The 13164-nt window shown below is 57.6% G+C and carries 11 protein-coding genes; 7 read left to right on the forward strand and 4 right to left on the reverse strand.

Features of this window, described 5'->3' with window-relative positions:
• Window positions 1–65: 65 nt before the first annotated feature.
• Window positions 66–1379 carry an exopolysaccharide biosynthesis GT4 family glycosyltransferase EpsE gene (epsE, locus tag LH464_RS19575; RefSeq protein ID WP_226788093.1) on the reverse strand — a complete coding sequence of 438 codons (1314 nt, stop codon included), beginning with the start codon at window positions 1377–1379 and terminating at the stop codon, window positions 66–68.
• A gap of 316 nt (window positions 1380–1695) precedes the next feature.
• Between epsE and LH464_RS19580 the strand changes: the two genes are divergently transcribed.
• Genes LH464_RS19580 through LH464_RS19595 form a run of 4 tightly spaced genes read left to right on the forward strand, consistent with a single transcriptional unit; the run spans window position 1696 to window position 6297 of the window.
• Complete coding sequence (locus LH464_RS19580; RefSeq protein WP_226788094.1) at window positions 1696–2973, forward strand: polysaccharide biosynthesis/export family protein; 1278 nt, start codon at window positions 1696–1698, stop codon at window positions 2971–2973.
• Window positions 2970–4490, forward strand: coding sequence for a GumC family protein (locus tag LH464_RS19585; protein WP_226788095.1), 1521 nt, complete (start codon window positions 2970–2972; stop codon window positions 4488–4490). The genes LH464_RS19580 and LH464_RS19585 overlap by 4 nt, the downstream gene beginning before the upstream one ends.
• A gap of 11 nt (window positions 4491–4501) precedes the next feature.
• Entirely contained in the window at window positions 4502–5299 is a 798-nt protein-coding gene (locus tag LH464_RS19590; RefSeq protein WP_226788096.1) for a hypothetical protein, read from the forward strand.
• A complete protein-coding gene (locus LH464_RS19595) occupies window positions 5296–6297 on the forward strand; it encodes a glycosyltransferase family 2 protein (protein WP_226788097.1) in 1002 nt (333 codons plus the stop codon). The genes LH464_RS19590 and LH464_RS19595 overlap by 4 nt, the downstream gene beginning before the upstream one ends.
• Here the strand turns inward: LH464_RS19595 and LH464_RS24900 are convergent.
• Window positions 6241–7527 carry a glycosyltransferase gene (locus LH464_RS24900; RefSeq protein ID WP_226788121.1) on the reverse strand — a complete coding sequence of 429 codons (1287 nt, stop codon included), beginning with the start codon at window positions 7525–7527 and terminating at the stop codon, window positions 6241–6243. The genes LH464_RS19595 and LH464_RS24900 overlap by 57 nt on opposite strands.
• A gap of 192 nt (window positions 7528–7719) precedes the next feature.
• A complete protein-coding gene (locus LH464_RS19605; protein WP_226788098.1) occupies window positions 7720–7941 on the reverse strand; it encodes a hypothetical protein in 222 nt (73 codons plus the stop codon).
• A 94-nt stretch (window positions 7942–8035) separates the two neighbouring features.
• Between LH464_RS19605 and LH464_RS19610 the strand changes: the two genes are divergently transcribed.
• From LH464_RS19610 to LH464_RS19620, 3 genes are all read left to right on the forward strand, one after another.
• Complete coding sequence (locus tag LH464_RS19610; RefSeq protein ID WP_226788099.1) at window positions 8036–9043, forward strand: glycosyltransferase family 2 protein; 1008 nt, start codon at window positions 8036–8038, stop codon at window positions 9041–9043.
• Between the two features lie 349 nt (window positions 9044–9392).
• Window positions 9393–10727, forward strand: a complete 1335-nt coding sequence (locus tag LH464_RS19615; protein ID WP_226788100.1) for a hypothetical protein — start codon at window positions 9393–9395, stop codon at window positions 10725–10727.
• Window positions 10728–10860: 133 nt separating this feature from the next.
• On the forward strand, window positions 10861–11889 hold the full coding sequence (locus LH464_RS19620; RefSeq protein WP_226788101.1) for a glycosyltransferase family 2 protein: 1029 nt from the start codon (window positions 10861–10863) through the stop codon (window positions 11887–11889).
• 32 nt (window positions 11890–11921) lie between these two features.
• On the opposite strand, the gene LH464_RS19625 is transcribed toward LH464_RS19620, so the two are convergent.
• Window positions 11922–13100, reverse strand: a complete 1179-nt coding sequence (locus LH464_RS19625; RefSeq protein WP_226788102.1) for a glycosyltransferase 87 family protein — start codon at window positions 13098–13100, stop codon at window positions 11922–11924.
• Between the last annotated feature and the right edge of the window lie 64 nt (window positions 13101–13164).

Here is a 13164-nt window from a genome sequence, read left to right on the forward strand (position 1 = left end):
ACTTTCCTCAACCTCTAGCTCCTCGCCATTCCACCCCGGAATGGACAGTTCAGGACAGAATAATTTCACACATCGACACCAATTGCCGGTCCACTTTGCGGTGATTGATCTACCCACTTGGACGTAGTGTCCTCGCCTCGTGCGGCAATCTCGACATGGCTTCGCAGGAGGGTGGATAGCGCTGCGGCGCTGATATGATGATTGAAGTGTGCGTCAACGCGGGCACGGGCGTTCAGGCGCAGCCGGTGTGCAAGATCCGGGTCGGCTAAGACCCGGACAATCTCCTCAGCCATATTGTCCGGCCGGCCATCGGGCACCAGCAAACCATTGCGATCGTGTTGGACCAGTTCTGCGTTACCGCCGACATTCGTCACCACAACAGGAACCTCCATTGCCATCGCCTCCATGATGGCCACGGAAATCCCTTCATTGTGGCTTGCCAGGACAAAAATGTGCGCGCTTTGAAGTTCCTGCCGGACTTGTTCCTCGCTGATAGCCCCAAGAAGGGAAACATGGTCCCTCAGGTTAGCCGCATCAATCGCCTCTTCGAGTTCCCGGCGATATCCGCTCCCGCCCTGTTCGTCTTCGCCCGCGATGCGCAATTGCACGTTCAGCCCTCTCTCGCGCAACAGGCTGACTGCCCGCAGCAGATCGTCATGTCCCTTGACCTTGTTTAGCCTCCCGCAGCTGAAAAGTCTGCAGGTGCTGCCGCTCGTCCAGATAGCGTAGTCCTGGGTGCGGCGAATTTGGTCGAGATCGACCCCCATCGGAGCGATCCTTACCTTTTGCGGGTCGATCAGCCCAAGCTGGGTCACGGCAACGTCGTAAAGCCGTCTGGAGATCACGGTCGCGAAGGAGCAATTACGCCATTTCTGACGTTGATTGGGCCCGTAGTCTTCAAGATCCGGGCCGTGCAGCGTTAAACTGTAGGACACTCCGGACACCACCGAACAGAGCATGGCGACGTTAGCCGCATCCCCGCAGGAGTGGACATGGACATGCGACCATCCGCGCAGCCGCGCGATATGTGCAAGCTTGGCCGCAGGTAGAAGCATTGCGAGCAGGCGCAGTCGCATTAACGGGGAGTAGTCTGTCGAACGAGCAACAAGTTTCACCACTTCATACCACCTGCGAGGGCCGCAACGCAGGAGTTCGCTCAACGCATTCCATGCGTCCGACAAAGTAAATGGCAGCAGATAGTCGGTACTGCGATAGGCTTCCTTCGCCCATGAATGCGAACTGATCGCGTTTGGCGGAGCGGTGGTGGACACGAGTGTCGTGTGGATACCCAGTTGTTCAAGCGCCTGCCGCTCACGCCATAGGAAGATATGTGTCTGTCCCGGAAACTCGGGAATGAAGAACCCGATCTCAAGGCTCATGTTCGTTCTCCCTACCGTCTGCCGTCTGCATTTCATCATCCCCGGCGCGCTTACGAGGTACGCAATCCTGGAGGATTGATTTGATCAGAACCGCAGACCCCTGAAGACAAGTGTTCAGGCGAAACTGGATCGTATCGCGCAGCCGGACGCGAACAATGGCGTCAAATGTCGTAGGAGACCGACAAAGAGGTAAGTCAGGCTGCGGACATCCACCCTTCGATGGAAGCAAGTCCTACCTCTTTGAGCGCTGTTTCCAGTGCCTCTGCAAGGATCGTACTATCTCCCGACCATCTACGATGGGCTTGGGGGCTATGCGATGATTAGAAAACGAGCGATGCGTCGGTTGGCGGCTATCACTGTGCTCGCAGGGGGGCTGGGCAGTGTTTTTCCGGCTTTTGGCCAGAACGCCTACACGCTATCGGCGGGCGATACCATTCAGGTCTGGATGGCACAGTCCGAGGATCTGCAGCGCGACGTGGTTATCGGACCTGACGGCATTTTGTCCCTTCCTCTTGCCGGCCATCTGCAAGCGCAGGGAATGACCCTGCTTGAGCTTGAGGCAACCCTGCAAGAGCGTCTTCGCCCCTATTTCAAGGATCCCTCCCTGACTCTGATGCTACGGCCGGGACAGGAACCGGTTGTCTACGTGGTTGGAGAAGTGACGACACCCGGTGCCTTTCCTTTCAGGTCGGCGATGACTGTCCTGCATGCCGTTAGCGTTGCCGGTGGAATTTACCGTGCGGCGGTGCTGCCTGCCGACCAGGATCGCTCGGTTATCGTCTCTGGGCAAGTGGCCGAGGGAACTCAAAAGCTTCGAGAACTAGCAGCACGAATCAAACGTCTCGAAGCTGAGATCGAGGGACGTACAACCATCATCGATCCCGGCGACGATGCTCCGGACCCGATACTGGTCCAGGAACAGACTTTGCTTGAGGCCCGGAGCCGCAGTCTGGCAACTATGGAAGAAGCACAGCGCCAGGTCGATGAGCTGAACGAGCGTAACACGAAAGAAATGGAAGAGCAGGTGGCGACGACCAATCGTCGCCTCGAACTGGCCAGAGACCGGCTCAAATCTATTTCCAATCTTGTTCAAAAGGGCGGTGCCGAGGCATCCCAAACGAATAGACACGAAGCGGAAATCGCCGACATCGAAGGTGATCTCAGCCGAATGAAAGCGGCATTGGTTCTCAATGAACGAGGGACCACGGCTGAAACGGCGCGGTACCGGACCGAAATCCAGGAGCGCCAAACCCAGCTGCTGGCCGAACTTCAGGCTGCCCGCCGCACGTACGACGAGACAAGCGAGCGCGTCGCTGACGGCCGGCGTATCCTGTCGATTTACGGCACAAGCGCCATGGCGAACGAGCGACGCTCCAATCAGACGATCACGTTCTCGATCCTACGGCGACGCGATGGCACGACATCAGAAATTGATGCCACTGAAATCACTCCCATCGAACCCGGCGATCTGGTGCGGGTACGCTATCAAAGCGCCGACGAAGCAGCGGATGCACAAGCCGGCACTGGGACCGGGCTGGAGAAACCTTCGTCGGTCGCCTCCCGTGTGATCCCAACCGAGGGTGCCCAACGATGATCGAACTCGCCTGGCGAAATGCCCTCTACTACCTCGAACTGGCCTTTCGCCATCCTCTGTACGTGGTCTTACCTACGTTTCTGGTATTTTTCGCCGGCGTCATCACGATCTCCGGGATCGTCCGACCCTACTATAGCGAAGGACTGCTGGTCATGGAGTTTCAGCAGATCCCGTCATCACTCGTATCACCAACCGTCGCGAATGATCGCTTGCGATTCATCGACCAGCGGGTGCTTTCCCGAGCCAATCTCTTCGCCTTGTCCGAGCGGCTAAATCTCTATCCCGATCTGCCAGCCGCGACCAGCAAGGAATGGATTGCCGGCATGGTACGTCGCAACCTCACAGTTCGCACAACATTCTCCGAAACCGGTGACTCACCTGCAGGGAGTGCCTCCGTCGTAATCGGCTTTAAGCATGTCCAGCCAGAAAAGACTGTCGAAGTCGTTTCGGCGCTGCTTCAGATGGTCATGGATGAAAACCGACACCTTCGCACCAAACGTGCCTCCGAGGCGACACGGTTTCTTGAGCGTGAGGTGTCCAATCTAAACGAACGGCTTGCGCGTCGAGAGGTCGAATGGGCCGGTTTCCTGGAGCAGGTTCGGGATGCACAGCCAAATCGGGTTCCGACGATGCTGATCGAACTGCAGGCCAGAGAGCAAGATCTCACCGCCACGGAACAAGCCCGGGCTGCAGGCCAAGAGGAAATCAAGCTTTTGGAGACCCAGCTACGTCTCAGCATGGAGGCTTCGCGACCGGCCGAGCAATTGAAGCTCCAGCTGGGGGAAGTCGATATCCAACTTGCCGAAGCCAGGACGATGTACACGGACGATCATCCACGAATGCGGACACTGCGCCAAAGGGCACATGAACTTGCGTCGGCCTACGAGGCTGCAACGGCTGAAGAGGCCGGTGCAAATCCTTACTCGGCGACCAATTCATCTCCAGACCTCATCGTGACGACGGAACGCCTCACTCAGGTCAAGGCTCGACAGGAAGGGCTCGGCGCAATGCACAAGCAGTTGCAGGAAAAGCTCGCCGAACTGAAGCTGAAGATTGCACAGGCTACGGATGTTGAAGGAAAGCTGGCAGCGATTACAACCGAGCGTCAAACTCTGACCCAGTCTCTCGATGAGATGAAAGGTCGCCTTTCTACTGCCATGATGGGCGAGCGGCTCGAGTTCGGTGAAAGCGCCCCGAATTCCGAAATCATCGAAGCGCCACTCATGCCCACCAGCCCCTCAGGTCCGCGACGTCTCCTCATGTATGGAGCCCTGCTCGTAGCGTCAGCTGGCGCCGGATTGGGAGGATTGCTCACCTTCGACGTCCTGGATCGGCGCGTTAGGGGCACTTTTGATCTCAAGACGGCTCTTCCAGACCATACGTTGGTAATGATCCCGGACTGGAGCTTGGAGCCATTCAGTCTCCGAGACGAGCTGCGTGATCGGGGCAAAGAACTAGGCCGACGACTTCGAATGGGCGTGGAATCACTATCCATTCGTCGCCATAGTGCGAGATAGGGACAGCTTGAATGGAAATGATAACAAACATCCATCCACATACCCGTCTGACAGATCGGGTGGTGGCACCACGTTCAGATCTGACGCAAATCTCGCGGAATTCGCTGCCAGAATCCATCGATTCGTCTGAAGGCTTTGTGCCGGTGTGGAGTGATATCCATAAGCTTTCGGAAGAACATCTGGATCGCAACCGCATCGTAGCCTTTCGCGCCAATCATCGCGTCACGCGCGCCTTTGATATGTTGCGCAATCAGCTCGCCCATCAGCATGCGGACATCTCGAAGCCTATCGTTGCAGTTACCGCGCCCTCACCGGGTTGTGGGACTTCCGTGACAGCCATCAATCTGGCATTTAGCTTTGCTCGGCTGTCCACCAGGCCGGTGCTGCTGGTTGACGCAAACCTGACCGCCCCCGCCTCTGAGCGTCTGCTGGGATTGGCGCCCCTGCCCTCTCGATCCCGGGGCGCACCTGGCAACCAGCATATTGTTGTCGATGCTTCTGGTGCACAGATCAATTTGCTGCGACCATATGCGGCCCGCTCTGCCCCAGGCACTCTGGCCTCCGATGAGATCGCAGCCGATATCATAAGAGTGCGGCAAGCGCTGATGCCGAGTGTTGTTATCCTTGATCTCGCGGCGCTACTGCACTGTGATACGGCCGTACAATTACTCGCTTTGGCCGACAGCACCGTGCTCGTCGTCGCCAGCAATCAGACGACCCGCAGTGAATTCGAGGTCAGTCAAACCTTCTTCTCTCAGGACAAGAAAGTTCAGGTCGTTCTCAACAAAGCACGGAGGCATGGCTTGTGAATTCGGTCTCTGCCGAGCAAAAGTATCCAGGGCCTCTCCTGGTCACTCTGATCGTCAATTATCGTACCGCGGAACTTGTCGTAGATTGTTTGCGGTCACTCTTTACCGACGCGACGCTACCGGAAAACAGCTATGTTGTCGTCGCCGACGGAGCCTCAGAAGATGGCTCCGTCGAACAAATCGAGACGGCAATCAAAGAGAATGGGTGGCAAGACCGCACTCAACTCCTGCCACTGGCGGTCAACGGTGGCTTCTCCTACTCCAACAACCAGGCCCTGGCACACGCAATCCAGGCGTTTGGACGACCGCGCCACGTGCTATTCCTGAATCCCGATACGATCGTTCGACCGGGTGCCTTGCATCCACTACTCGAGGCCGTGGAAACGAACCCACGAATCGGGATCGCCGGTGCGCGATTGGAGGATCCCGATGGAACGCCGCAGGCATGTGCCTTCCGCTTTCCGACGGTTCTAGGCGAGATCGAGAGCGAAGCGAAGCTCGGTCCCATCACGCGTCTACTTGATGGATGGGTTATAGCCCCGCCAATGGCAGAGCAAGCAAGCAGGATCGATTGGGTATCGGGGGCAGGCATGCTGGTCAGGACAGACGTCCTTGACGAGATTGGCCGGTTCGATGAACGGTATTTTCTTTACTACGAAGAGGTCGATCTCTGTTTGCGCGCCGCGAAGGCCGGTTGGCAATGCTGGCACGTGCCCCAAAGCAGGATCGTCCATCTTGTCGGTTGCTCGACGGGCGTCACTCGACTTCGGACGCCAAACAGGAGGCCGGCATACTGGTTTCAATCACGCCGCCGCTACTTTCTCAAGCATCACGGCACCGCGTATTTGGTGGTCGCCGATCTTGCCTGGCTTAGTGGACAGCTTCTCTGGCAATTGCGCCGGCGTATCGAACGTAAACCACTGGATAGCCCCCCGCATCTGTTAAGAGATTTTCTCACTCACGTCTGGCCTAGCGAACGGCTCGGTCTCAAGGGATAGCTGTTGAGCCGGAATGGAGGCCATGCTGCTGGCGACGGCATTGCGCATGTGACGCTCCAACATCTCGACGGAACGGGCGATATCATGGCGCTGGCGTACCCGGTCATGTCCAGCTTGCCCCATCAGGCCTATCCGCTGATCGTCCAGGGAAATTGCCGTGCGCATTGCGTCAGTCAACCCATCAACGTCGCCTGCGGGAACCAGCCAGCCACAGTCCGGACGAACCAGCTCGGGAATGCCGGCGATATAGGTTGAGATGACAGGTCTACGTAGCGCCATGCTTTCCATGAGAACGACCGGGAGACCCTCAGCTAGACTTGGAAGCACCAACGCACGCGCTTTCATCAGCTCGTCACGGACCTGATCCTGCGGCAATGTACCCAGCAGCTGCACCACCTCCGTCAGTCCGAGGGTGAGGATCCGGTTCTCGATGTTTCGGCGCAGGGGACCATCACCGATGAGCACAAGCTTGAAAGTGACGCCCTCGCGATGCAGGCGCGCTGCGGCTTCCAGCAGAATGAGGTGCCCCTTCTGTTCCGAGAGGCGACCGATACAGACGAGCCTGCCTGGAAGACCGGGATCACACGGCTCAGCGTCAAGATAGGCTTCGTCCAAACCACAAGGGACAACGTGTATCCGTTCCCAATGTTCAAGGTTCGCCCATCGCTGCAATTGGCTTCGCCCGAAAGAACTGACGGCCACAGTGAAGTCCGCTGATGCCATTTTATCGCTTAGAAAAAGCTTCTCAGGGCGATCGAACTCTTCCGGACCGTGAATGGTAAGGCTGAAAGGAACCCGCGACATATGGTGGGCAAGAAGCGCAACTGTCGCCGAATTGGTGCCGAAATGGACGTGCAGATGTTCGATCCGCTCGCGCCGACACCAAGATGCAAGCACCATCGCTTCCAAGAGGTAGACAAGGTGGAGGCCGTAGATATGGCCTGCCTTCCGGGCGAGGCGGAAGGCAATCCTGCTTGCCCGCAGCACGTCGCCCGGTACACCGACCGCTGTTTTCAGACAATCGACAAGGAGACTCAGCGACCCTTGACTGAGGATATGACGTGTCCGCCCGGCTTCCTCCAGGTCATCGGCATCGATCAGCTGCCCCATTGCAGGCCGAACTGCAAAGCGATGGATGTCATGCCCCCGGCATTCCAGAGCCCGGATTTCTCGTCGGATGAAGGTATGGCTCGCCGCTGGATACTGATTGGTGAAATAGCCTATCCGCATACCGTCTGAACCATCTTGGCCGTGCCAGGACAACAGGCCTCTCACCTATTCAGATACCAGCAATCCGGGAGGTTCATCAGATGCCCGAAAGTGGGATGCAAGCTCCAGGCGATACACCCTTTTGACAAGTTTACACCTGCGGGAACAGTACTCACTATGCCCAGAAGACAGCGGGAGCTCTCGATAAACTCGCTATCGCGCGTACAGCAACTTTCGTAGCCACGCACCGGCAAGGTATCCGAGGTTGAGGGTGATGAGCGCCATCACGAGCTCGCCAAAAGACGGCCTCGTCAGGCCGGAATAGACCGTGGGAATTGCAAGAACGATGACCGCGTAGGCAACAGCAATGGGGACAAGCGATAGCGGTTTCAGAAGGAACCCGGCGGCGCTCCCGAGCAGGCATGCCACGATCATTCCTGCCCTCCTCGCGCGACGCTAGTTCTGACTATCAGCTTTCAAAGGAGTGTGGCAAGGCATCACCTGGCCGATGCCCGCGAAAAGGACGTCGATGAAAAACAAAAGGACTGTTGCCGTCCGGGCGGTTGACCACCACTGCGATAACCGCAGGGTCGGCGTTGTTGTGATCGGCAGAAACGAGGGACAGCGCCTGATCGACTGCCTGCAATCGCTAGGTGATCTGCGGGATCACACAGTCTATGTCGATTCGGGCTCCACCGACGGCAGCCAGGGCGCCGCTGCGGCACAAGGCGTTCACGTCGTCCTGCTTGACCCACACGTTGCATTCACCGCCGCCCGTGCCCGCAACCTGGGCTTGGGCTACATCATCGAAACCTGGCCCGATCTCGAATTCGTACAGTTCGTCGATGGCGATTGTAGACTTGACACCAGCTGGATACCAGTCGCTGAAAACTTCCTCCAGACACGCGACGATGTTGCACTGGTGTTTGGCCGTCGCCGTGAACGCCATCCTGAGCGGTCGGTCTACAATGCGATGTGTGATCGGGAATGGGACGGAGTGTCGGGCGAGACGATGGAATGCGGAGGCGACGTATTTGCACGAATTGAGGTCATGCGTGCCAGCGGGGGATATCGCGAGCGTCTCATAGCAGGGGAAGAGCCCGAGCTCTGTGTGCGGTTGCGCCGGCAGGGCTATCGGATCTGGCGCCTCAGCCATGACATGACGCTTCACGACGCAAATATCATGCACCTGAGCCAATGGTGGCGGCGGACCATGCGAGCGGGCCATGCCTACGCCGAAGTCTACCTTCTCCACCGCAAAACTCCGTGGGTCATATGGGGAAGAAATCTCGCGCGTAGCGCCTTCTGGTCGCTCCTGCTGCCTCTGAGCATCGGCCTGTCGCTGGCTCTTCATCCAGCGGCACTGCTTCTCTTGCTGCTCTATCCCATCCAGATCGTCCGCCTGCAACGACGCGAAAATCGCTGGGCTCCTGCCCTCCTCCTGATGCTCGGAAAATTTGCGGAGATGCAAGGGGCGCTTCGCTTTTTCGCGCGCCGGATCACCAACGGGCGACCGGCCCTGATCGAGTACAAATAGAAGCCTGGCCGAACCCACAGGGGATGATCCGGGCGGCACCAGCCCTAGCCAAAAGGCGTAATGCGATCACACCATACCCTACCGGAATGTCCGTTTTTGGCGCTTGCCCTTGCCTTAAACCTCGTGCCCCATGGGGTACGATCAAATGGAGCGCGGGACGATGATCAACCGTAGAAGCGTACTGCAAATGCTGTCCGCGGGTCTCTGTGCACCACTCCTATCCAGTGCGAAAAGGGCATCCGGAAACCATCATCCAAAACTTGGCCTCAATCTGAGTGGGATGAGCTATTGGCTTACCGAGCAGCCATTTTCAAACTTGGCGTACAACGCCTCCAGGTGGCGCACTCAAGTGAGGGACGCACCCTTCACCTGGGACGATCCCCTGCCGCCGATGACGGAGGACGGCTATCCGACCATCATTCCCGAAGGCGCGTTTATGGATAGCTTTCTCATCTTTACCTCCAAACGAGGTCATCTGCCGGTCAATCTGTACGTGAACTACGAGGGGCAAGGCAGGATCGCTTATGTCGGCGGCGCAGAAATACTGGAGAGAAGGCCGGGTTGCGATGTCGTGCGCAACCTGCGCCGTGACGATGCCTTCACGGCCCGCATAGTTAAAACTGATTCAGACAATCCCATCAGAAACATCCGGGTCTTCGAACAGGAGGCACCTCCGACATCAACTTTTCGCCCAGACTTTCTCGCACGCCTCCAGAATATGTCGGTTCTGCGGTTCATGGACTGGATGGGGACCAACAATTCCACGGTAACAAAATGGGCTGACCGGCCCCTGGAAAATCGGTTTGGCCAGTCCATCCTCGGTGTGCCTATCGAAACCATGATCGAACTCTGCAACACCGCAGGCATCTCTCCGTGGTTTAACATTCCGCATCTTGCCGACGACGATTATGTGCGCGCCTTCGCCGAGCATGTCCGACATGACCTCGACCCCACTTTGCACATTCATGTCGAGTATTCGAACGAGGTGTGGAACACCATTTTCGGGCAGGCTGATTACGCCGGAAAGCAAGGGCTGGAGCTTGGTCTTTCGGACGACGGCTATGAAGCTCAGCTCCGCTTCTATGCGAGACGATCGACGCAGATCATCCAGATATGGGAGGATGTCTTTTCGCACAATCCCTCCCGGATCGTCGGCGTCTATGCCGCGCAATCGGCCAATCCCTGGACCAGCGAGATCATCCTCGGCACGCAGGACGTGGCCCGCCATGCCGACATTCTCGCCATCGCTCCCTATTTCGGTGGCTCACTGGGTTCTCCCGAACAAGCTCCGCAGGTTCAGGATTGGAGCCTCGACCGCTTGTTCAACGTGCTGGCGCAGGAGGTGGAAAGGGAAAGCCGAGAGCAGATTTCCGCCCATGCAGCCCTCGCCCGGCGCTACGGGCTGCGCCTGTTCGCCTACGAAGGCGGCCAGCACCTCGTCGGTCACGCGGGCGCGGAAAACAACGACAAGTTGACAGAACTGTTCATCGCCGCCAATCGCGATGAGCGAATGGGTAAGCTCTACGAGCGCCATCTTCAGGTGTGGTCGGAGGCCGGAGGCGATCTTTACGCCCTCTTTGCGTCCATGGGCGAGCCGAGCAAGTGGGGCAGTTGGGGCCTGCTTGAGTTCGAAGGCGACAAGCGGCCAAAATGGGACGCTGTACAACGCACCCTCCACGTCTGATCGGCGAAAAGGCATTACGCGCGAGTGCGTAACTTCACCCGGCCTCAACCTTCGGACGTAGGTCGCTATCAAAAGCCTAACTGGGCATGTTCAGTAGCCCACCTTAAACTCTCTCGATGCGTGAGGGACAACGATGACAGTGGTCTCGATTGACAACCGACCGAACGTAATGGTGAGCCTGATCATCCCCGTGCACAACGAGGAAACTGCCATTGCGCCGTTTCTTTCCGCGGTCCACGAGACAGTCGATCCATTGCGTGCCCGGGGGATCGACTTCGAGTTCCTTTTCGTGAACGACGGAAGTCGCGATACAACTCTGGAACAGTTGATCGAGGCGCAACACCGGGACAACCGCATCCGGATCCTGGATCTGTCGCGCAATTTCGGCAAAGAGGCAGCAATGACCGCCGGGCTCGACGCCTGTCGCGGCGATGCGGCCATCCCGATCGATGTCGATTTGCAGGATCCGCCTACCCTCATCCCTTTGCTTGTGGGAAAATGGCGGGAGGGATTTGATGTCGTGCTGGCCAGACGTTGCGACCGCTCCAGCGACAGCTACATGAAACGGCAGACGGCCACGCTTTTCTATCGCCTGCACAACCTGATTGCCTCGCAGGAAATACCGCGCAATGTCGGCGATTTCCGTCTCGTTGATCGTCAGGTCATCGAAGCGCTGAAGCGACTTCCGGAACGTCGCCGCTTTATGAAGGGCCTCTTTGCCTGGGTTGGCTATCGGACGGCCGTCATCGACTACGTCCGGGATGCGCGCGTTTCAGGAACCAGCAAGTTCTCCGGTTGGAAACTCTGGAACTTTGCCCTTGAAGGCATCACATCCTTCTCGACGGTTCCACTCGAAATCTGGACCTATATCGGCGGTGTCATATCGGTCGGCTCCTTCGCTTATGGAGCCTTCACGATCATCAAAACCGTTTTCCTGGGCATCGACGTTCCAGGTTACGCATCGCTGCTTGTCAGCATGCTCTTCCTGGGGGGCATCCAGCTCGTCGGCATCGGGATTCTCGGGCAATACCTGGGGCGGGTCTACAACGAGATCAAGCAGCGGCCGATCTACCTGCTCCGGCAAGACATAGAAGCTCCCGCCGCGCCCGACAATCTTGTCGCGATGGATGCGATGCTACGGCGTTCAGCCGATCAACCCTGAGCGCGCAGCCCAACACCCATCCGGATCGCCAGCTACGCAGCCCGGATCACCTGCGCGCTCCTTTTCTCCCAGTCCAACCTCCACAGCACGAACACTGCGAAGATCGCCACAAGAATGAGCGTGCGCGCGTGCACGATAGCCGGCAATTCGATGTCGCGGATCAAGCGTTGCGGCATGAAGAATGGAACGGCCAAGACAACGAAAGTCGCGATACGGCCCCAGTTAACTTGTTGGAATGCAAGGTAGAGAGCGCAACTCCATACGAGTATGACGGCCACGTAATCGTAGTCATGCACGAAGAGAAAGCTGCAAGCCGTAACCAGCAACAGCTGCAGCGCCATAAAGGGCTCCATCCATCGGCACAGCAGAAACGCGGTAATGACGAAAATGGCACCGAGAGCGGCAAACGGCAAAGCACCGGCGTAGAGACCGTGCGCCGCAAGCAAACTCTCGAAGCCTGCGACATAGGGTGAGCCAGGCATGTTGATCGCCACATCTGCGTAGCCATGAAGCGACGCCAGCCAACTTGTCATCGGCGTGAGCGGTCCAAGGATGATCGAAGCTGGAATGATGCACAAGACGGCAACCACGCCCCCGACCAGCAAAACGCCGAGTTCGAGAGAGAGGAGCAGCCACAGTATATAGAAAATTGCCAGTTGCGGCTTGAGGGTCGCTATGGCCAAAAGAATTCCAGCCGCAACTCTCTTCTTCTCCTGCAAAAGCAGAAAGGACAGCGACAAGGCGGCCGTCACCACCAGCGTCATTTGCCCTTGGTAGAGACTGGTCGCGGTGTAAGGATTGCCGATAATCAGCCCGAGCGCCATCGACTGCGGCAAGGTTATGTGACGGAAGTCACCTATGTGAAGAAACCAGCGATTGGCGCAATAACACAATACCGCTATCGACAGCAGGCTGACGATGATGTGCAAGCCAAGTGCGATATGCTCGGGAAATACCGTGTAGGCCGAAAGCACCGACACTGCGTGCGGCGGATAGGAAAAGGGCTGGCTGGTATCCATCATGGTGAGCCAGGGGTCCCGCCCTTCGGCGAAAAGGCTTCCAGCCTTGTAGAAAACCCGGAAGTCGTCTCCAAGCGGCGCGGCCTTGAACAGACCCTGGATACCGACGACGTATAGCGCCAGAAGCGACAACGCCAAAACAGCGATCGATCCATATCGCTGGGCAAACGCATTAAGATCGGGAGCAGCCATGGGACCTCTTTCACTTGCTTCCTGGTGAAACTGTATCGATGCTCTTGCCGTGGGACGAGGATGG

The organism is Pseudorhizobium xiangyangii, assembly GCF_020531965.1.
Taxonomy (GTDB): Bacteria; Pseudomonadota; Alphaproteobacteria; order Rhizobiales; family Rhizobiaceae; genus Neorhizobium; species Neorhizobium xiangyangii.

Bases quoted from the DNA above. Each gene is read 5' to 3' on its own strand.
- epsE (WP_226788093.1), bottom strand. From the start codon at position 1,379: ATGAGCCTTGAGATCGGGTTCTTCATTCCCGAGTTTCCGGGACAGACA.
- LH464_RS19580 (WP_226788094.1), top strand. From the start codon at position 1,696: ATGATTAGAAAACGAGCGATGCGTCGGTTGGCGGCTATCACTGTGCTC.
- LH464_RS19585 (WP_226788095.1), top strand. From the start codon at position 2,970: ATGATCGAACTCGCCTGGCGAAATGCCCTCTACTACCTCGAACTGGCC.
- LH464_RS19590 (WP_226788096.1), top strand. From the start codon at position 4,502: ATGGAAATGATAACAAACATCCATCCACATACCCGTCTGACAGATCGG.
- LH464_RS24900 (WP_226788121.1), bottom strand. From the start codon at position 7,527: ATGCGGATAGGCTATTTCACCAATCAGTATCCAGCGGCGAGCCATACC.
- LH464_RS19605 (WP_226788098.1), bottom strand. From the start codon at position 7,941: ATGATCGTGGCATGCCTGCTCGGGAGCGCCGCCGGGTTCCTTCTGAAA.
- LH464_RS19610 (WP_226788099.1), top strand. From the start codon at position 8,036: ATGAAAAACAAAAGGACTGTTGCCGTCCGGGCGGTTGACCACCACTGC.
- LH464_RS19620 (WP_226788101.1), top strand. From the start codon at position 10,861: ATGACAGTGGTCTCGATTGACAACCGACCGAACGTAATGGTGAGCCTG.
- LH464_RS19625 (WP_226788102.1), bottom strand. From the start codon at position 13,100: ATGGCTGCTCCCGATCTTAATGCGTTTGCCCAGCGATATGGATCGATC.